The organism is Actinoplanes sp. 13 (assembly GCF_056134165.1).
Genome location: NZ_JBVYOQ010000039.1, coordinates 51,211 through 71,133, shown reverse-complemented (window position 1 = coordinate 71,133; position 19,923 = coordinate 51,211). Strand labels below are relative to the sequence as shown.

Below are 19,923 nucleotides of genomic sequence, written 5' to 3'. Positions count from 1 at the left end.
CCTTTTGGTCTCTCTTCCTCCCTACCCTCCCCCTGCCCCCTCCTCCTCCCCCCCCCCTCCTCCTTTTTTTCCCCCCCCCCCCCCCCCCCCCCCCCCCCCCCCCCACGCCGGCGTTCAGGGGTTGAAGTGGGGGTCCCGGACCAGTTTGTTGAGGGCGCCGAAGGCAGCCTTGTCGCCCATCAGCTGAAACTGCTGGTTGGGCCCGTTCCCCTCGGGGTCGGACTCGAAGTAGGCGACCGCCTTGATCTGCTTGTTCGCCTTGAAGGTGCGCTCCGCGTCCTTGAGCCAGAGGGCCCGGTTGGCCGAGCCCCACGCCTTGGCGACGCCGAACTCGCCGATCACGATCGGCTTGGGACGCTGCGCGGCCCAGTCCAGGAACGGTCCCATCAGCGTCCCGATCGGCTGGAACTGGGTGCCGGCGTAGACGTCGACGCAGGTCCAGTCGACCTGATCGTCGCCGGGGTAGAAGTCCGGCGCGTCGCCGCGGACGAAACCCTCGGCGGTGGGGCACCAGACCCAGGAGACGTTCTTGGCCCGTTCCTTACGGAAGATCTCCCGGACGTACTTCCAGGCCGCGATGTAGTCGGCGCCGGACCACATGGTGGCACGCAGGTTCGGCCGGTCCATCTCCCAGCGCATCCGCAGCAATACCGGCTTCTTGATCCTCCGGATCGCCCGCGCCTGCTTGCGGATCATGTCGTCGTGCTCGCCGGAGAGGATGGACCGGTTGTCGCCGGTGGCCCAGCTGATCATCAGATCGGCGTCCTGGGCGAGGAACATCTCGTCCGAGGGGGTGCCCATCATCTGGTCGAAGCGGCGGTACGTGTTGATGAAGTCCAGCCGCCGGCCCAGCGACTCCTCGAGCCCGCCGACCGCGGCGATCCGGCCGACGTGGGTGAGCTCGTCCGGCTTGATCCAGGCCCCGAAGTAAGCGCCCTGCGCGGGCGGCTCGAACGGACCGGCCTCGAACGGCCCCGGGTTCACCGCCACCGCCCGTGGGCGGCCGTCGAGGTCCGGGGAGGGCGACGGTGAGGGCTGCTCCTTCTCGTCCTCGGAGCAGCCGGCCAGCAGCAGCAGCGCCACGACGGCGCCGGCGACACCCTTACGCATGGACCCGCCGGGCGGTGTAGAGGACGTTCACCGCGTACCCGTCCACGCCCGGCACCCGCCGCGCCGCCGCGTCGGCGAACCGGGCCACCCGGTGGCCGTGCAGCGACGGCGTGAGCATCGAGAAGCCACGCCGCTCCACGATCTCGAAGCCGTGCCGGGCCAGCAGCCGCTCCACCTCGGCGTGCGAGAGCTCGGCGAACCACCGCTCGCCGTTGTGCCGGCGGGCGCGCAGATGCCTGATCGACCCGGCGTTGCCGTGGTTCTCCACCACGAGCAGGCCGGATCCGCGGTGCGGCAGCGCCTTGGCGGCGAACGCCAGCGCCCGGTCGCGTACCGCCTCGTTGACGTTGAGCAGCAGGCGGAACATGGTGACCAGCGCCGGGAAGCCGGCCGCCACCGGGTTCGGCACCGGGCCGTCCATCGGCACCTGGTGCCAGCACGCCCGGGAGCCCACGTCGGCCGCCTTCGCCATCATCTCGGCGGACGTGTCGTACCCGTGCGCCTCGCGGACCAGACCGTGCAGGGCGCGGATGGCCCGGCCGGTGCCGCAGGCGAAGTCGTGCTGCACGGGCGGATGCTCCGGGAACTCGCGGCGCACGAGGGCGCGGAGATAGTCCCGCTGCCGGTCGTTGATCCGCGAGGCGTAGGTGTCCGGCGCGTAGGTGACGCTCTCGTACTTCTCGACCGCCTCGGTGTCCTGGAACACCTGGGTGTAATCGCTGGTCAATTGTCCTCCCTAGCAGTGCTGAAGGCGCTGAGCGCCAATTGGCGGCGCAGCAGCCAAACCCCCGCGACATAGGCGGGTACGGCGGTGGTGAGACTCGGCAGAAGGCCCGCGGGCCCGGCGACGGTGGTCACGCCGAGGGGCAGCAGGCCGAAGCAGGCGGTCGACAGCAGAGCCGCGGCCCGGGTGCCCGGGCCGAACGGGTGCAGGCGGGCTCCGCGGTACACCTGGATGAGGGGCAGCAGGTTGTTGACGACCATCGCGCAGGCGAGCCCGGCCGCGGCGCCGAGCGCACCCCAGCGCGGGATCAGCCACGCGTCCAGGCCGATCATCACGGCCAGCGCGATCAGCACGTTGCCGAGGTTGGCCGAGGTGCGCCCGGCCATCGCCAGCACCATGTCGACCATCCCGCAGCCGGTCGCCACCATCATGGCGCCGGCCAGCACCCACACCACCGGGGCACCGGTGGTGTACTCCGCGCCGAACAGCCGCAGGTAATAGGGGGCGCAGGCGATCACGAGCAGGTTGATCGGCCAGGTCACCACCACCAGCCAGCCGGTGGCGGTCTGGTAGAGGTGGTTGGCGGCGGCCCGGTCGCCGGTGCTCAGCGCCTCGGCGAGACGCGGCTGGACAGACTGCGAGAGGCCCTGGTTGGCGAACTGGATCAGCACCACGAAGCGGCCGGCGACGGCGTAGACGGCGGCCGGGGCGAGGCCGCCCAGTGCCGCCACCAGGAGCACGTCGACGCGCTGGAGGGCCAGCTGGGCGACGGCGGCGACGGCGCGGGGGCCGGTGAAGAGCCAGAAGTCGCGGCGCAGCCCCTGCCGCTCGGCGGCATCGGGGGCTCGGTCCGGTTTGTCGGACAGGTACGCGCGCCGTGCCGCGTAGCCGGCCAGGACCGCGACCGGCAGGTAGGGCGCCGCCCAGGCCAGCGCGAACACCGGCAGCGACGCGGCCAGCCACAGCGTCGCCACGCCCGCCGCGCTCACCGCCGCCAGCTGCAGCCCGCTGCGCAACACCCGATCCAACAGCACAGTGGGCCGCATGCTGCGATATCCGCGGGTCACCGTCAGCAGCACGTCCGTCAAGGCCTGCAACGGCAGGAAGACGGCCAGCACCCGCAGACCCGCGACGTGGTCGGCGACCACATGAGCCGATTCGCCGGCGGTCAAACTGGCGAGGACCGGCGCCCCGGCCCACATCGCGAAGGCCAGGAACAGTGAGAGGCCGACCACCGGCGGGATGCCGGTGCGCAGGCACGCGCCGAGCAGGTGGCTGCGGCCGGTTGCCCGCAGCCGGGCCGGCCAGTACACCAGGCCGGTGTTGGTGCCGAGCTTGGCCAGGCCGCCGGCCAGCACGAACGCGGCGGTGGCGGCGAAGAAGGCGCCGGCCTCCTCGGCACCCAGGACACGGGCGACGACCCAGGTCACCACGACGCCGGTGCCGCCGGCCAGCGCGGAGCCGGCCATGTTCGCCAGCCCGCCGCGCGCCGCGCCCCGGGTCGCCTGTCCCGGATCCCGGGTCGCCGTGGTCACCCGCGGCGCCAGACCGGGGTGTGCCCCAGCCAGCTCGCCAGCGCCTCGTCGTGCGGCTGGTAGTACTCGCTCAGCTCACGGCGCAGATCCGGGTCCATGTCGCTCTGCCGCGGGCGTGCGTTGTGCTGCTCGAACGGCGGCCGCTCCACGTCGGAGGGCAGGCCGAGGAACGCGCAGACCTCGTCGTAGACGCTCTCCGGATCGGTGAAGAACCGCTCGCTCTCCACCACGTGGATCCGTTCCCGGCCGATGTGCTGGGCCATCACGCTCAGATATCGGGCGTACTCGCCGCGGGCCCGGTAGGCGTGGTGCTGGTGGGCGAAGCTGTAGAAGCCCGGATCGGTGGCGAGCCGTTCCTCCTGGCGGTGCAGCCGGGCCGGCTCCAGGGCCAGCGCGGCGCCGAAGTCGCGCTCCGACTCGAAGGCGCGCGCCACCTCGTGGTGATGCTGGGAATAGGCGCGTTCCACCGGATCCCGCACCAGGACCAACAGCCGCGCGTACGGCAGGTCGCGCGCGATCCGCGCGGCCGCCTGCGGGTGGTACATGTAGTACGGGCTGGACTCGAAGGTCTGCGCCGGGAGGCCGTACTTCTCGGCCACCTTCTCGGCGGTACGCAACAGCGGGAAGTGCGCGCGGTACCAGTCGAGGCCGCGGTGGTAATCGGTGTCGAAGTAGTGCACGCCCTTGTGCAGCACTGCCTTGAGCACCACCGGGTGGGCGGCGAGCGCCCGGTACAGCGAGGTGGTGCCGCAGCGCTGCCCGCCGCAGATCAGGAACGACGGCAGCATCCGGTTGTCCGACGTGAGCCGTCCGTACGAGCGGGACCCCAGGTGGACCACCCGCTTGACCGGTGCGGGCAGATTTCGTACGTCCATGGTGTCTAGAGCTCCTCTACGCGGCGGATGAGCACCGGCAGCAGCCACGTGCCGAGCACGCCGAGCCGGGCCCCGGCCTCGGCCTGCCGGTCGGTCAGGTAACGGACGGCGAGGTCGACGAGGTACAGCAGCGCGGTGACCTCCCGGGCCACCGGCGCCACCCCGAACGGGGCGAGCAGCTCGTCGGCGCGCTGAATGGTGGCTTCCACCGCCTCCCGGGCGTCGCCGGTGGACTGGATGCGCCGCTGCAATTCGTGGTGCACCGCGTCGAAGCCCATCGGCACCCCGGTGGCGAACCGCTCCCAGTCCCAGACCAGCAGCGCGTCGGCCAGGTTCGCCATGTTCCACGGGGCCCAGTCGCCGTGCCAGGACCCGTACCGCAGGGCGGTCTCGCCGCTGTGCGCGGCGAGCACGTCGACCGCGGCGGCCAGCCCGGCGCCCTCCGGCCGGTCCGCCACCGCGGCCAGCCGGGTCTGCAGCTCCTGCCAGTACGCGCTGCTGGTCAGCGGCCCCACGGTGTAACCGCGGCAGCCGGCGATGTCGAGCATGGCCGCGGTGAGTCGCCGCTGGGTGAGCGGCGCCCGGGGCAGCCACACCGGCAGCGCCGACTGGATCAGCACCTCCATCCCGCGCCACTGCCCGGCGTGCAGCACCCGGGGCACGGTCAGCTTGCTGAGCGCGGTGCCGGCCAGCGTGGTGAGCGCCGCGGTCTCGGCCTTGACCAGGCTGCGGGTGAGCGGGCCGGTGCCGAGCTTGCCGAACGCGAACGTGTCGCCCTCGGTGCTGAGCAGCTGGAGGACCGGCTTGCGGTTGGCGCGCGCCGGGCCGATGTGGATGCTCACCGCGAGGTCCCGGCGCAGCGCCTCGCTCAGATAGCCGTCGATGCCGGCCGAGACCGGGCCGGTCACCCGGATCCGGTCCCGGAACAGCAGGCCGCTGGTCCGGGTGTGCACGGCGGCCACCACGGCGTCCCGCTTGAGGCGGGCCAGCCGGGACTGCGGCTCGGCGTACCGGCGGACCGCGGCGGCGGCGACGGCCGGGTTGACCGACGGGACCAGCAGGCGCGGGCGGCGGGCGTTGGGAACGACCAGATAGTCGGCGATCAGCGGTCCGGGTCCGCCGCCGGTGTCGCACGGCGGCGGGTAGAGCAGGCCGAGCACCTCGGTCAGATATTGGGTGCGCAGGGCCGCGTCGTCGGCGGTCAACTCCGCGGGGGCGGTCTTGACAGGGCTCATCTGAGGCTCCCCTCCTCGATCCAGTTGCGCCAGAGCAGCGCGTAGGCCAGAACCATGAAGGCCAGAGGGGTGACCAGCGAGTTGTACCAGAGCATCGCCGAGAACGACGTGACCAGCGCGGCGCTCGCGGCCACCCCGGTGGGGCTGCGGTCGTGGCGGAAACGCCACAGCCCGTACGCGAAGAAGCCGAGATATCCGGCCGTCCCGGCGGCGCCGTGGGCGTAGAGCAGCTGCCACAGCTGGCCGTTGCCGCCGACCGTGAAGTTGCCGCAGCGCTCGCAGCCGGCGCTCTCCCCGACAGCGATCGAGTTACGCCCGCCGAGGGTGTTGCGGGTGCCGCCGTAACCGATCACCGGTGACTCGGCGAAGCCCTCCAGCGCCTTGTCGATCAGGAACGATCGCACCCCGTTGGACTTGCCGTTGTCCAGCCGGGCCTGCACGGTGTCGCCGAGCGGGGTGGCGACCAGAGCGACCGTGAGCAGGCCGGCCGCGGCCAGCACCGCCCCGATGATCCAGATGCGGCCGGCCAGCACGTACCGGACGGCGACGTAGATGATCACCACGCCCATGCCGATCCAGAGGCCGCGGTTGAGCGACGCCACCGCGGGGATCACCGAGACCGCGAGGCAGAGTACGGCCAGCGCCTTCTTGCCGGCGCTGCGGCTCGCCCCCGCGGCGACCACCAGGAAACCGGCCAGCAGGCAGAAGTTGTTGCCCCAGGTGTTCGTGTATCCCCACGGGGCGGCGGGACGGGGCTTCTCGCCGCCGACCAGGTCCATGATCTGCGCGGCGTACGGGTGCACCAGCGAGCGGACGAAACCCTTGCTGCGCACCCCCGCCGGCAGCAGCCACTCCACCGGCGAGGTGAACTCGAAGGTTCCGGCCACCATCCCGAGCAGCCCGCCCAGCACGGTCACCACGAACATGCCGCCGAGCAGTCGTACCAGCCGGCGCCGGGCCAGCTCCGCCTCGGTGAGGTTGCCGGCGTAGAGCAGCAGGACGGTCAGGGACAGGTACATCGAGAGCTTGTAGACGACCGCCACCATCCGGTCGCCGGCCCGCTCGACCACCGTGCCGGGCGGGTCCGCGCCCAGCGCGGCGATGCTCACCACCACCGCGAGCAGGAAGATCGCCCACCAGCCGAAGCCGGGCGGCAGCCGGAGCGGCCGCCCGGCCGCCCGGCGCCGCAGCAGCAGGAAGAGCATCGGCACGGCCATCAGCGGGAAGATCAGCACGCCCAGCCCGAGCGCCCACCACAGCGGATAGAGCAGCAGGATCCCGGCCACCGGCCAGGACGGCAGCGTGCGGTTCTTGGTGGTGCGGTGGGCCGGTCCGGCGGGCAGGGGCGCCGCGACCGTGGTCACTTGTCGTCGCCGTCCGCGCTGCCGGCGTTGGAGAGGTCGATGATCGCGGTCTCGTCCGGTTCGGCCTGACCGGCCGCCGGCCGCTGCCGGTTGGCGAAAGCCAGCTGCTGGGTCGGGCCCTCGCTCGCGTCCATCGGGTTCACCGGCGGCAGGGTCACGGCCGGCGCGGGCACGTCACCGAGCCGCATCGGGGCCAGCCGGGGCAGCACGACCGCGCCCAGCAGCCGGGTGCCGACCCGCTGCAGCTGCTCGGTGGCGTCGAGCAGGGCGGGACGCCGGGAACGGCGCAGCTCGACCGCGAGGATGGCGGCGTCGGCGAGGCTGGCCAGGCTCTGCGCGTCGGCGCTGCTGGAGGTGGACGGCGCCTCGATGACCACGTACTGGCTCTGCCGGCGCAGCGCCTCCAGGGTGTCCCGGAGCCGCTGCGACTGCATCAGCCCGGCCGCGGTGGCCGCGCCACCGGTCGTGATCACCCGCAGCGAGGGGATGCGCGGTGTGCGCTGCAGCGCCCGGCCCAGGCCGACCCGCCCGGCCAGCAGGTCGGAGAGACCGGGCATGGCCGAGACCCCCAACATCCGGGCGAGCGGCGCGGCGTCGATGACGCTGTCCGGCAGGTGGGCCCCGATCAGGACGACATCACTGCCGGTACGCGCCAGAGCAGCCGCGAGGTTCGCCGCCACCAGCGTGCTCGCCGAGCCACGGCTGGCCCCGGTCACCACGATGATCTGGTCGCCGTCCCGCAGGCTGGCCAGCACCTCGTTGCGCAGCCGGTTGAAGACCCGGCCGCCGGGGCCGTAGGGCTGGACCACGTCGTCGAAGTGCGGGGTGCTGCGCTCGTCGAGCGCGGCGAGCACCGGCACGCGGCCGCGGTCGCGCACGTCGGCGGCGGTGACCAGACGCCGGTCGAAGCGCTCCCGCAGGTAGGCCAGGGCAAGCCCGAGCAGCAGCCCGATCATGCCGCCGGTGCCGATGTTGAGCAGGGTGTTCGGGCTGGACGGGCTCTCCGGCAGCCGGGCGTCGCTGATGATGCTGCCGCCGCCGACCATGGTCGTGGTCAGCTCGTTGAGCCGGCCGGTCAGCGAGTTGAGCTGGTTCTGCGAGTTGTTCCGCAGGCTCTGCAGGTTGCTCTCCGTGGAGCTGCCCGGCGCGGCGGCGGCCAGCTTCGCGTTGATCCCGGTGAGCGCGCCGGTCAGCTGCTTCACCTTGAGGTTGAGCGACCGGATCTGCTTGTCCAGCTGCGCCCGGGCGGTCTCCTCCCGGTTGCGCAGGTACGCCTCGGCGAACGAGTGCGACCCGGCCTGCGCGGCCGCCGGGCTGTCCGCCTTGAACGTGATCACCAGGACCGTGGTGTTCGCCGGCACCTGCACCGACACCGAGCGGGCCAGCTCGATCGGGGACACGTCGGCGCGCATCAGGGCGGCGGCCTTCACCGCCACCGCGCCGGAGCCGACGAGCTGGGCCTCGGTGTCGAGGTTGACCGCACCCTTGGTGCGGCCGCCCTGCGCGTTGGTGTCCTGGTCGACGGCCTGGACGAGGACGGAGGTGGATGACTCGTAGACCTTCGGCATGGCCTGGGTAGCGACCGCTCCCACGGCCAGGCCGGCACCCGTCGCCACCAGGGCGATCCACCAGTGCCGGCGGAGAGCGCCCAGGTAGTGCGAGAAATCGGCGGACGCGGGACGAGACGCTTCCATCAGAGTTCGGCGGCCCTTCCAAGAGGAGTTTTTGGGCGTTTCGCCCCAGAGGCGTAACGCCGTACTCCCGCCGCGAGTGATGGGCTACGTCAGTTTGGGCTCCACCCAGCCGTTCTCCACCAGGTGAGCGAGCACCACCTCGACCGCCTCAGCGACGCTCATCGTGGTCGTGTCGATGGTCAGCTCGGCGTTCACCGGCGCCTCGTACGGGTCGTCGATGCCGGTCATGCCGCGGAGCTGGCCGGCGCGGGCCCGGGCGTACAGGCCCTTGCGGTCGCGGGCCTCGCAGACCTCGAGCGGCGTGGCGACGTGCACCAGGACGAACCCGGCGCCGGCCTCCACCGCCATCCGCCGGGCGGCCGCGCGGGCCGCCTCGTACGGCGCGATCGGGCAGGCCACCGCCATGCCGCGGTGCCGGCCCACCTCGGCGGCGACCCAGGCGATCCGGCGGACGTTGCGGTCCCGGTCGGCCTTGCTGAAGCCCAGCCCGGCGGTGAGCTCGCGGCGCACCACGTCGCCGTCGAGCAGCGTGATGGTCCGCTCGCCGTTCTCCCGCATGGCGTCGGCCAGGTTGCGGGCGATGGTCGACTTGCCGGAGCCGGAGAGGCCGGTGAAGAAGACCACGAGACCACGGTGCCGGCGCGGCGGGCGGACCCGGGACAGCTCCTTGGCCACGGCCGGCGGGGTGTGCCACTCGGGCAGCGGGAAGCCCCGGTCCAGCAGGTCGTCGATCTCGGCGGGGGTCATCGCCAGGCGCCGGTTGCGCGGCGGGATGTCGTCGCGCCAGCGCCACTGACCGTCCCGGTTGTCGTACGCCAGCTCGCGCGGGACCAGGACCCGCAGGCCGGCGCCGGAGAGGGTGTCACCGGTGGACAGGACGTGGGTCACGCCGTACGCCTGGGCGACGCGGGCGCGCAGCAGGGCTTCGCGCATCTCGTCGCGCCGGGTCAGCAGCGGCACCGCCACCACGGTGGCCGGGGGCATCCGGTCACGGGCGGCGAAGATCGAGCGGACCAGTGACTCCGGCGGCAGGCCGTCCGGGCCGGGCCCGCTGACCGGGATCAGGATCAGCAGGTGCGCGGCGAGGGTCCGGGCGGCGTGCGCGATCTGCGCCAGCTGCGGCCGGTGCAGCGGCCGGTCGGCGATCACGCCGAGCACCCGGCCCGGTGGGAGCAGCGCCCGGACCTCGGCCGGGGTGCGCCGCAGCCGCTGGAACGGGCCGTGCCCGCCGTCGCCCATCCGGCGGACCGGGCCGCCGATGCCGAAGCGCTGCTCGCCGGTCGGCCAGACGTCGGTGACCTCGATGGCGGCCACCGGGGCGCCCTCGAGATCGGTCAGCACCACGGTGCGGCGCCGCGGGTCGGTCACGTCCAGCGTGGCGGCCAGCTCGGCCGGGATCTCGCAGGTCACCGGGACCGGCCAGGGGCTGCCGTCGGCGAGCCGGCCGGTGCGGGCCAGCGCGGCCAGATCGGCGCGGCCCAGGAAGCCGGTCAGCGGCGCGTAGGCGCCGGACAGCAGAAGTTCCAGGTCTGCGAGCTCGTAGGGACGCGGCGTGAAGGACGGGGCGTCCCGCAGAACGTCCTCGGGCAGTACCGAACCATTCACTTCGAATCCCCCTACACGATTTGGGGGACAGTTTCGCAGCCTCGATCGCGACGGTCGAGCCGGGCCGCCGGTCTGGAGCGGATCTTCTGGCGACCAACGCGAAAGCCGCCAAGTTCCTAAATCATTTCGAAACGTGTTTTTTCTGGACAAGTTGGAATGACTCTCTAATACTGGGCGGTTGTGAGACAGAACCGTTCCCGGCTCATTCATGTCGCCGCGCTGACCACCGCGTTCGCCATGTCCGTGACAGCCACGCTCGCCTGGGCGTGGACCGGTGGCGTCGATCAGATCGGACTGCCCGGCGATCCGACCGTGATGGCACCGGGCGCGCAGATCCCGGTCATGAGCCCACCCCTGACGAACGGCTCGGCGCCAGGAGTCTCACCCTTGCGGGAGACCTCGCTGCCCGATCCGCCGCTGCTGCCGTCCTCGTCGTCACCGAGCAGCCCGCTGCCCGCCTCGGTCTCCGCGCCGGCGTCGGCCCCCGGGCTGCCCGACCCGACCTTGCCCGATCCCACCGCGCCCGTCCGCCGCTCCCAGCTGGCGCCGGTCGTCCGAGGCCTCGCCGGGCCGCTGCTCGGCGGCACCCCGGCCCGGTTCCAGCTGCCCGGCCGGGACTTCAACGTGCCGGCCCGGGACTTTGTGCCGACCCGGGACGCGAAGCCGCGCAAGAAGTGCCGGACCGGGGCGAAACTGGTGCCGACCTGCGGAATCCTCTGGGGAGTCGCCCCCGGGGCGCACACCGAGGCGAGCAGCGCGGCGGCGCTGGCCGAGTTCGAGCGCAAGACCGGCCGGCATCAGGCGGTGTTCCACGCGTACCACAGCGGCACCCGGCAGGTCTTCCCGACGCGGCAGGAGATCGCGATCTCCCGGGAGCCGGGGAGGAAGCGGATCCTGCTGCTCAACTGGAAGCCGGAGACCACCACCTGGGCGAAGATCGCCAAGGGGGACCGGCGGACCGACGAGTTTCTGGACCGGCTCGCCCGGCACCTGAAGAAGAACTACCGGGAGCGCTTCTTCTTCGCGATCCACCACGAGGCCGAGGACCAGGTGCGCGAGCGGCCCGGCTCCGGCTTCACCGCCCGGGACTACGCCGCGATGTTCCGGCACGTGGTCAAGCGGCTCCGGGCCAAGGGCGCGGACAACGTGGTCACGGTGCTGGTGCACATGGCGTACGTGCCGCACACCACGAAGTCCTGGTTCACCGACATGTACCCGGGCAACGACGTGGTCGACTGGATCGGGTTCGACACCTACTCGTACAGCGACCCCGGGTACGGCCACGGCGACTTCAACGAGCTGCTGAACCGCCGCTCGGCGAGCAAGCCCGGCTGGCCCGGCTTCTACAACTGGGTGCGCAAGAAGCACCCCAGCAAGCCGCTGATGGTCGCCGAGTGGGGCGTGTGGTACTCCAAGCGGAACCCGAGCCACATGGCCGAGTTCTACCGGGAGGTCGGCAAGCAGATCAAGAGCTTCCCCGGCATCAAGGCGATGGTTCACTTCGAGACGCCCGGAAACCACAAGGGCCAGGACTCCTCGGTCGACAAGACCTCGGCGGGCCTGCACGAATACCGCAGGCTCGGCAAGCTGCCGGTCTTCCAGGTAGCCGTCAGCTGAACGCGGGCAACGCCCGCTGTTCATCTCGGTTGTCTAGGTTCCTGCTCCGCGTCGGTCTCACGGGGGGCAGGAACTCATGCAACGGATGGCATGGCTGGACTCCTTGCGCGGAGTGGCCGCCATGGCGGTCGTCTGGTGGCACCTCGGCCCGCGGGCCATCGCCGACCTGCAGGAGTTGCATCGGCACGTGGACGTCGGCAAGTCCGGCGTCGTGCTGTTCTTCCTGGTCAGCGGCTATGTGATTCCGATGTCCTTGGAACGGCACGGCGATCTGCGCAAGTTCTGGGTGTCCCGGATCCTCCGGCTCTATCCCGCCTGGGCCGTCTCCGTGCTGCTGGTCCTGACCCTCTTCGTCACCGGCGTGCAGGCCGTGCCGGAGCCGCTGAGCCGGGACCCGCTGGGTGTCGTGCTCGGGCATCTGAGCATGACGCAGGGACTTCTCGGCATTCCGAACGTGGTCGGCGTGTACTGGACCCTCTCGTACGAGATGGTCTTCTATCTGATCGTGGCCGGGCTCTTCGGCCTGGGTCTCCACCGGCGCAGCGCGTGGATCGCGCTGTCGGCCGCCGGCGTCGCCCTGCTCGCCGGCCCGGACCTGCCCCGCGACCTGCTCACCGGCGGCACCGACCGGCGGTACCTGGTCGCCGTCACGGTCCTGGTCTGCCTGATCGCGGTGATCGCCGCCGCCGTCGACGGCCGCCGCTCGCTGGTGGTGCCGGCCTCGGTCGTCGGGCTGTCGATGCTGCTGATCCCGCTGGTCAACGGCGGCCAGTCGACGGCCCGCGACACCTGGCAGACGCTGCTGCTGATGGCAGTGATGTTCGCCGGCACAGTGATCTACCGGATGCACCAGTCGCAGACGTCCAAGGTGTTCGGCGCGGCGGCCCTGGCATTCGTGACGGCCTGCTGGGTGGCCGGCGGCTGGCTGTACCTGACGCCGGGGCAGAGCCGGCGGGTCTGGATCACCACGCTGCTGATCGCCGCGGCCGGTTTCGCTGTCGGATTCCTGCTCCGGCACCGCCCGATGCCGCCGGTGGCGATGTGGCTGGGCCGGATCAGCTACTCGGTGTACCTGCTGCATCTGCCGCTGCTCGTGGTCTATGTGAAGGTGCTGCCGGACATCACCGAGCAGCCGCTTCCGGTCCAGGTGCTGGGCCTGGCCGGCTATCTCACGGTGGTCCTGCTCGTCGCCCACCTGGTCTTCCGGTTCGTGGAGCTACCCGCACAGAGCCTCGGGCGGCGCCTCGGCCGGCGCTCCGGCGGAGGCGAGAAACCTGAGAATGAGCTGAGACTCCTCAGGGGCGTCTCGGGGTAAAACCGGATCCGGTCGGATGACACCGCTCTCTACGCTGACGCGGTGACCATCATCGCTACGGAGGCGCTCACCAAGACGTACGGCGGCGGGGTGACCGCCCTCGCCGACCTGACCGTCGCAGTCGACGAAGGCGTCATCGGCCTCGTCGGCGCCAACGGCGCCGGTAAGAGCACCTTCATCAAAATCATGCTCGGCCTTGTGCCGCCCAGCAGTGGCTCGGTCCGGGTCTTCGACCTGGACCCGGTCGACGAGACCGACAAGGTCCGTGCGCGGGTCGGCTACATGCCGGAGAACGACTGCCTGCCACCCGACGTCTCGGCGTCCGAGTTCGTCACCCACCTCGGCCGGATGAGCGGGCTGCCGCGCACCGCGGCCCGGGAGCGCGCCTCCGAGGCGCTGCGCCACGTGGGCCTCTACGAGGAGCGCTACCGGCAGATCGGCGGTTACTCCACCGGCATGAAGCAGCGCGTCAAGCTCGCCCAGGCGCTCGTGCACGACCCCGACCTGCTGCTGCTCGACGAGCCCACCAACGGTCTCGACCCGGCCGGCCGCGACGCCATGCTGGCGCTGATCCACCGGATCGGCACCGAGTTCGGCATCTCGGTGGTGGTCTGCTCGCACCTGCTCGGCGAGGTGGAGCGGATCTGCGACTCGCTGATCGCGATCGAGGGCGGCCGGCTGTTGCGCGCCGACCGCATCTCGAGCATGACCGAGGCTTCCGACGTCCTCGCGGTCGAGGTCAGCGACGGTACGGACGAACTGGCCGCCGCCCTCACCGGGATGGGACTGGCCGTCACCCGCGAGGGGCGGCTGCTGCTCGTGCCGATGGACTCGAACGCGTCGTACGACCGGATTCTGCGCGCGGTGGCCGACCTGGACCTCTCCCTGCACCGCCTGGACCAGCGCCGGCACCGGGTCGCCGAGCTCTTCACCACGAAGGAGACCGCCGATGTCTGAGACCGGCGTCATCCATGACATCGGATACCAGCGGTACGAGGGGCCGAGGCTCGGCCGTCGCGCCGCCCTGACCGCGCTCTATGTGCAGGGGCTGCGCGCCTCGTTCGGCCTCGGCCGGTCCGCCAAGGCGAAGATCTTCCCGTGGGGGGTGGCCGGCATCATGGTGCTGGTCGCCGTGATCCTGGCCGCGGTCCGGTCCCAGCTGGGCGAGGTGATCTTCACCTACGTGCAGTTCGACGACCAGATGAGCTGGCTGATCATCTTCTTCGTCGCGATCCTCGCGCCGGTGCTGATGTCCCGCGACATCCGGTCCGGCACCCTGCCGCTGTACTTCAGCCGGCCGCTGCGAGCCGCTGACTACGTGATGGCCAAGTTCGCCGCCATGGTCTCGGCGGTGTGGCTCCTGCTCGGCGTGCCGCAGCTGATCATGTTCCTCGGTGCGGCCTTCACCACGAAGGACGGCGCTCAGGGAGTGTGGAACGAGTTCCTCGACCTGGTCCCCGGCTGGGGTTACAGCCTGCTCTGGGCGGTTCTGTTCAGCAGCATCGGCCTGCTGATCGCCTCGCTGACCGGCAAGCAGGCCTTCGCGGCCGGCGGCATCGTCGCGGTCTTCCTGCTCACCACCCCGGTGTTCGGTGTGCTGACCGTGCTGCCGTCCACCACCGCGCACCAGCTGGCCGGACTGGCCAGCCCGATGACCCTGATCGCCGGGATCGGCGCCTGGCTGGCCGACGCACCCTCCGAGATGGAGATCGACATCGGCAACTTCGGCCCGGTCTATGCGATCGAGGCGGTCTGCCTGATCGCCGCCTGCCTCCTGCTGCTGCTCGCCCGCTACCGGAAGGTGGCCTCGCTGTGACGACCCAGACCATCGCCGTCGAGACCGGCGCCACCACCGGCGTGGTCGAACTGACCAACGTGACCCGGTGGTACGGCAACGTCGTCGCGGTCAACGACATCTCCATGTCGCTCGGCACCGGCGTCACCGGACTGCTCGGCCCGAACGGCGCCGGCAAGACCACGGTGCTGCACATGATGGCCGGCTTCCTCGCGCCGTCCCGCGGCACGCTGACCATCGACGGCAGGCCGACCTGGCGCAACCCGGCCGTCTACCGCGACCTCGGCCTGGTCACCGAGCGCGAGGCGGTGCACGGGTTCCTCACCGCCCAGCAGTTCGTGCTGGCCTGCGCCAAGATGCAGAAGCTGCCCGACCCGGCCGGCGCCGCCCGCCGCGCCCTCGAACTGGTCGAGATGACCAGCGCCGCCGACCGGCGGATCGGCACGTTCTCCAAGGGCATGCGGCAGCGCACCCGGGTCGCCGCGGCCCTGGTGCACGAGCCGCGGGTGCTGCTGCTCGACGAGCCGTTCAACGGCATGGACCCGCGCCAGCGGATGCACATGATGGAGCTGCTGCACCGCCTCGGTGACAACGGCCACACCATCCTGTTCAGCTCGCACATCCTGGAAGAGGTCGAGCAGGTCGCCGGCCTGGTCCAGGTGATCGTGGCGGGCCGGCTCGCGGCCTCCGGCGACTACCGCAAGATCCGCCGGCTGATGACGAACCGGCCGCACGTCTTCGCCGTACGCAGCTCCGACGACCGACGCCTGGCAGTCGCGCTGATCGGCGAGAAATCGGTGAGCGGCATCGAGATCGAGTCCGGCGGCCTGACCGTCCGGGCGTCCGACTACGGCAGCTTCACCCGCGCGCTGCCGCGCATCGCCCTGGACCAGGGCATCCGGCTGCACAAGCTGGTGCCCTCCGACGAGTCCCTGGAGAGCGTCTTCTCCTACCTGCTGGAGGCCTGATGTCGACCGTCGCTCTGATCACGGCGCGCGGCCTCTTCGGCCGGCGCCGGGCACTGCTGCTCCTACCGCTGCCCCTGCTCCTCGTCGGCCTGGCGGCGATCTGCCGCGCCTACGACCTCTCACCCGACCAGTGGGGCCAGGCCGTCATCGTCGGACTCGGCATCGCGGTCGTGCTGCCGGTCATCGCACTGATCGTCGGCACTGGCGTGCTGGGCTCCGAAGTGGACGACGGGACGCTGGTCCACATCCTCACCAAGCCGCTGCCGCGCCGCGACATCATCCTGGCCAAATACGGGGTCGCCGTCGTGACCACCGCGCTGACCACGGCGATCCCGCTCTTCGTGGTCGGCGTCCTGGCCGGCTCCGCCTCCCTCGGCGCCGCCCTGGCCGTCGCAGCCGTCGCCGGCTCGTTCGCCTACTCCGCACTGTTCGTGCTGCTCAGCCTGCTGACCCGGCGACCCGTCCTGCTCGGCCTGGTCTACATCCTGGTCTGGGAGGGCCTGCTGGGGAACTTCCTCAGCGGCACCCGGGTCCTCTCCATCCAGCAGTACGTGATCACCATCGCCGACAAGCTGTCGCCGACGGACATCCTCAACGCACAGGTCGGGGTGGTCACGGCGGCGGTGATGAGCGCGGTCTTCGCGGTGGTGTGCACGGTCGTGGCGGTGAACCGGCTCGGCAGTTTCAGCCTCGCCGGCGAGACCAGCTGACGGTCCACCCATCGGCGATGTCGCGGCCCGCCGTCCCTCCCCGGACGGCGGGCCGCTTCACGTCCGTCGCCGGCGCCGTGCAACGGATCGGTGGTTCCGCGGCGGCCGCGCATGGTGGTTGCGCGTGCGGCCGGCCGGCCTGTGGCACGGACCGTCGGCGTGTGCGTCCGGCAGGCCTCGGCGGGGCGTCTGGCGCCTGGACCACGACGGGGCCGGGGCGCGGCTGAGCGGGCGCGGGGCTGAGCGGGCTGGACCGGGACGCGGCGAGGCGGAAGTGAGCTGCGGGCGGGACGCGTGCGGCCGGGCGCGGGATCGCAGTGGGGGCCGGGACGCGCGATAGCGGCCGCGTGCGGTGGGCGCCGCGTCGTGGGGTGAGGGTGAGTGGGCAGGTCAGCCCGGCGGTCGCGCCGCGGCCCGGACCGGCCGCCTGCGTCGCGGGTGGCCCCGGGACCGGGCATTGTGCGTACCAGAAAAGAAACCGCCCCGGGTGGCGGACCTCCCGGGGCGGTTGCGGCGCGAAAGGCCGTCAGCCGGTGTTGCGCATGCCGGCGGCGATGCCGTTGACCGTGGTGAGCAGGGCGCGTTCCAGGGCCGTGGAGTCCGACGGGCCGCGGCGGGCGCCCGGCGCGGTCGGCATCTGGCGGGCGGCTTCGCCCAGGTCGCGGTACTGGCGGAGCAGCGCCACCTGGAGGTGGTGCAGCGGCTCCAGGTAGGTGTCGCGAACGTTCAGCGTGCGGTTGAGCTCGGGCTGGTTGGCGAGCAGCTCGGTGCCGCCGGTGATCGCCAGGACCTCCTGGACGGTCAGCGCGTACTCCTGCTCGATCTTGGTGAAGATCGGGCGGAGGTCCTCGGGGACGAGGGTCTCCACGTAGCGGCGGGCGATCGACAGGTCGGTCTTGGCGAGCATCATCTCGACGTTCGAGAGGAACGTGCGGAAGAACTGCCAGTTGGTGTGCATCTCGTCGAGCACGTCGCCGAGGCCGGCGGCGCGGGCGGCGGCCAGGCCGGTGCCGACGCCGAACCAGCCGGGCACGATCTGCCGGGTCTGGGTCCAGCCGAACACCCACGGGATGGCGCGCAGGCCGCCGAGGCCGGCGTCGGCGTTGGGGCGCTTGGCCGGGCGGGAGCCGATGTTCAGGGCGCCGAGCAGCTCGGTGGGTGTGGCGGCCCAGAAGTACGCGGCCAGGTCGGGGTCCTCGACGAGCGAGCGGTACTGCCGGAACGCCGCGTCCGACGCGGTGTCCATGGTGGAGTCCCACACCTTCAGGCGGACCGGCTCCACCTGGATGCTGGTGTGCAGCAGGGTGGCCTCGAGCACCGCGGCGACGGTGAGTTCGAGGTTCTCGCGGGCCAGCGCGGGCAGCGTGTACTTGTCGGAGATGACCTCGCCCTGTTCGGTGACCTTGATGGCCCCGTCCAGGGTGCCGTACGGCTGGGCGAGGATCGCCTCGTGCGTGGGCCCGCCACCACGGCCGACCGTGCCGCCCCGGCCGTGGAACAGGCGCAGCCGGACACCGTGCCGGGCGGCCACGTCACGCAGCGCGCGCTGCGCCTTGTGGATGCGCCACTGGCTGGTGGTGATGCCGGCCTCCTTGTTGGAGTCCGAGTAGCCGAGCATGACCTCCTGCAGGTCGCCCCGGGCCCGGACGATCTCCCGGTACGCCGGGAGCGACAGCATCTCGTCCAGCAGCTCGCCGCCGGCGTCCAGCTCGGCCGGGGTCTCCAGCAGCGGGACGATGCCGATCCGGGCGCGGCCGGTGTGGATGTCGATCAGGCCGGCCTCGCGGGCGAGCACCGCGGCGGCGAGCACGTCGTCGACGCCGAGGGTCATCGAGATGATGTACGACTCGATGACGTCCGCGCCGAACCGGTCCTGCGACTCCCGGATGGTGTGGAACACGTCGAACGTCTTGCGGGCCGAGTCGGTGAGCGGGGTGTCGGCGCTGGACAGCGGCCGCCGCCCGGTGAGTTCCTCGGCGAGCAGCTTGGTGCGGTCCGCCCGGTCCAGGGTGGCGTAGTCGTCGACCTCGCCGACCTGCGTGTACATCTGCTGGAGCACCTCGTGGTGCTTCTCGGCGTGCTCGCGCACGTCGAGGGTGGCCAGCTGCAGGCCGAACGCGGACGCCTGGCGGATCGCGGTGGCCACCACACCGACCGCGGACAGCTGACCGGAGTTGCGGGCCAGCGATGCCCGCATCAGCTCCAGGTCGGCGATCAGCTCGTCGCTGCCCAGGTAGTCGCGGCCGGGCACGTGCGGGGTGCCGCTCTGCAGCCGCTTGCGGGTGTTGGACAGCTTCGCCTTGATGGCCCGGGCCTTCAGCCGGTACGGCTCCTCGGCGTTGACCCGGCGGAACCGGGACGCGATCTCCGGGAGGTTGTCCAGGTCCTGGGCGAGGCTGGCGGACAGGTCGAGCGAGACGCCGCGCAGCCGGCGGGACACCGACAGCTCGTCGATCAGCAGGTCCATCGCCTTGTCGGTGGCCTGGATGCCGTGCTCGTGCTGGATCAGCAGGACGTCCCGGGTGACCGCCGGGGTGACGAACGGGTTGCCGTCGCGGTCGCCACCGATCCAGGTGCCGAAGGTGAGCGGCCGGGAGGTCGGGGCGGTCTCCACGCCGAGCCGGCGCAGCGTCTCGGCCAGATCGTCGAGGACCTGCGGAGCGGCGTCGGCGTACAGGTCCTTGAGGTAGTAGACCGCGTTGCGCGCCTCGTCGGTCGGGTCCGGCCGGTCCAGGCGCAGCTCGTCGGTCTGCCAGAGCAGGTCGATCAGTTCGCCGAACCGCTTGGTCGAGGCGGTGGTGTCGGTGGCGCCGTACAGCGCGGCGGCGGCGGACTCGGCGTCGAGCGAGTCGGCGACCTGGCGCAGCTTCGACAGGATCGAGCGGCGGGCGGCCTCGGTGGGGTGCGCGGTGAAGACCGGGCGGACCGCGAGTCGGCGGGCGGCCGCGGCGATCTCGTCGGCGGGCAGGCCCTTCTCGGCGATCCGCTCGGCGGCCTGGTCCAGCCAGCCGCCCAGCTTGGCGCGGCGGCGCCGCAGGTCGCGGGCCCGGTGCACCTGCTCGGTGATGTTGGCGAGGTGGAAGTAGGTGGAGAAGGCCCGCGCCAGCTTGGTGCCGGTGGTGATGTCCATGGCGGCGAGCCGGTCGGCGGCCGCCGTGGCGTCCTGGCGGACCAGGGCACGGATCTCCTCGACCAGGTCGAGCAGGGGGCGGCCCTCCTGCCGGGCCAGGGTCTGACCGAGTAGCGTGCCGATCCGGCGGATGTCGGCGCGTAACGCGGCGTCGGAACCCTCTCGGTCGAGGTGGGCAGGCTGGTCGGACATCGGGGCGCTCCTTCGCTCGGATGGCTCCAGGACGGCGCTGTCCCGACTTCGCCG

General features: G+C 71.8%; 15 protein-coding genes. 6 read left to right on the top strand and 9 right to left on the bottom strand.

The features are described 5' to 3' along the window. Positions 1-114: 114 nt before the first annotated feature. The 8 genes from AC0NH5_RS39655 to cysC form a co-directional block, all read right to left on the bottom strand. The gene (locus tag AC0NH5_RS39655; protein WP_474412992.1) at positions 115-1,110 is read right to left on the bottom strand and encodes a glycosyl hydrolase; all 996 of its coding nucleotides are present in this window, start codon (positions 1,108-1,110) and stop codon (positions 115-117) included. After that, positions 1,103-1,837 carry a methyltransferase domain-containing protein gene (locus AC0NH5_RS39650; protein WP_474412990.1) on the bottom strand — a complete coding sequence of 245 codons (735 nt, stop codon included), beginning with the start codon at positions 1,835-1,837 and terminating at the stop codon, positions 1,103-1,105. The genes AC0NH5_RS39655 and AC0NH5_RS39650 overlap by 8 nt, the downstream gene beginning before the upstream one ends. Next, positions 1,834-3,369, bottom strand: coding sequence for a lipopolysaccharide biosynthesis protein (locus AC0NH5_RS39645; RefSeq protein WP_474412988.1), 1,536 nt, complete (start codon positions 3,367-3,369; stop codon positions 1,834-1,836). The genes AC0NH5_RS39650 and AC0NH5_RS39645 overlap by 4 nt, the downstream gene beginning before the upstream one ends. Further along, complete coding sequence (locus AC0NH5_RS39640) at positions 3,366-4,244, bottom strand: sulfotransferase domain-containing protein (RefSeq protein ID WP_474412986.1); 879 nt, start codon at positions 4,242-4,244, stop codon at positions 3,366-3,368. The genes AC0NH5_RS39645 and AC0NH5_RS39640 overlap by 4 nt, the downstream gene beginning before the upstream one ends. 5 nt (positions 4,245-4,249) lie before the next feature. Then, complete coding sequence (locus tag AC0NH5_RS39635; protein ID WP_474412984.1) at positions 4,250-5,479, bottom strand: hypothetical protein; 1,230 nt, start codon at positions 5,477-5,479, stop codon at positions 4,250-4,252. Further along, positions 5,476-6,843 carry an O-antigen ligase family protein gene (locus AC0NH5_RS39630; protein WP_474412982.1) on the bottom strand — a complete coding sequence of 456 codons (1,368 nt, stop codon included), beginning with the start codon at positions 6,841-6,843 and terminating at the stop codon, positions 5,476-5,478. The genes AC0NH5_RS39635 and AC0NH5_RS39630 overlap by 4 nt, the downstream gene beginning before the upstream one ends. Continuing rightward, positions 6,840-8,537 carry a Wzz/FepE/Etk N-terminal domain-containing protein gene (locus AC0NH5_RS39625; RefSeq protein ID WP_474412980.1) on the bottom strand — a complete coding sequence of 566 codons (1,698 nt, stop codon included), beginning with the start codon at positions 8,535-8,537 and terminating at the stop codon, positions 6,840-6,842. The genes AC0NH5_RS39630 and AC0NH5_RS39625 overlap by 4 nt, the downstream gene beginning before the upstream one ends. A gap of 84 nt (positions 8,538-8,621) precedes the next feature. After that, positions 8,622-10,142, bottom strand: a complete 1,521-nt coding sequence (cysC, locus tag AC0NH5_RS39620) for an adenylyl-sulfate kinase (protein ID WP_474412978.1) — start codon at positions 10,140-10,142, stop codon at positions 8,622-8,624. A 180-nt stretch (positions 10,143-10,322) separates the two neighbouring features. On the opposite strand from cysC, the gene AC0NH5_RS39615 reads away from it, so the two are divergent. The 6 genes from AC0NH5_RS39615 to AC0NH5_RS39590 all read left to right on the top strand — a co-directional run bounded on the left by AC0NH5_RS39615 (position 10,323) and on the right by AC0NH5_RS39590 (position 16,547). Then, positions 10,323-11,759 (top strand): glycosyl hydrolase, encoded by a 1,437-nt coding sequence (locus tag AC0NH5_RS39615; protein WP_474412976.1) that lies wholly within the window; start codon positions 10,323-10,325, stop codon positions 11,757-11,759. A gap of 76 nt (positions 11,760-11,835) precedes the next feature. Beyond that, on the top strand, positions 11,836-13,074 hold the full coding sequence (locus AC0NH5_RS39610) for an acyltransferase family protein (protein WP_474412974.1): 1,239 nt from the start codon (positions 11,836-11,838) through the stop codon (positions 13,072-13,074). Positions 13,075-13,116: 42 nt separating this feature from the next. Further along, positions 13,117-14,031 carry an ABC transporter ATP-binding protein gene (locus tag AC0NH5_RS39605; protein ID WP_474412972.1) on the top strand — a complete coding sequence of 305 codons (915 nt, stop codon included), beginning with the start codon at positions 13,117-13,119 and terminating at the stop codon, positions 14,029-14,031. Continuing rightward, positions 14,024-14,890: an ABC transporter permease gene (locus AC0NH5_RS39600; RefSeq protein WP_474412970.1), complete on the top strand. Its 867-nt coding sequence runs from the start codon at positions 14,024-14,026 to the stop codon at positions 14,888-14,890. The genes AC0NH5_RS39605 and AC0NH5_RS39600 overlap by 8 nt, the downstream gene beginning before the upstream one ends. Next, on the top strand, positions 14,887-15,837 hold the full coding sequence (locus tag AC0NH5_RS39595; RefSeq protein WP_474412968.1) for an ABC transporter ATP-binding protein: 951 nt from the start codon (positions 14,887-14,889) through the stop codon (positions 15,835-15,837). The genes AC0NH5_RS39600 and AC0NH5_RS39595 overlap by 4 nt, the downstream gene beginning before the upstream one ends. Then, entirely contained in the window at positions 15,837-16,547 is a 711-nt protein-coding gene (locus tag AC0NH5_RS39590; RefSeq protein ID WP_474412966.1) for an ABC transporter permease, read from the top strand. The genes AC0NH5_RS39595 and AC0NH5_RS39590 overlap by 1 nt, the downstream gene beginning before the upstream one ends. 526 nt (positions 16,548-17,073) lie before the next feature. Here AC0NH5_RS39590 and ppc read toward each other — a convergent pair. Beyond that, entirely contained in the window at positions 17,074-19,869 is a 2,796-nt protein-coding gene (ppc, locus tag AC0NH5_RS39585) for a phosphoenolpyruvate carboxylase (RefSeq protein WP_474412964.1), read from the bottom strand. Positions 19,870-19,923 lie beyond the last annotated feature (54 nt).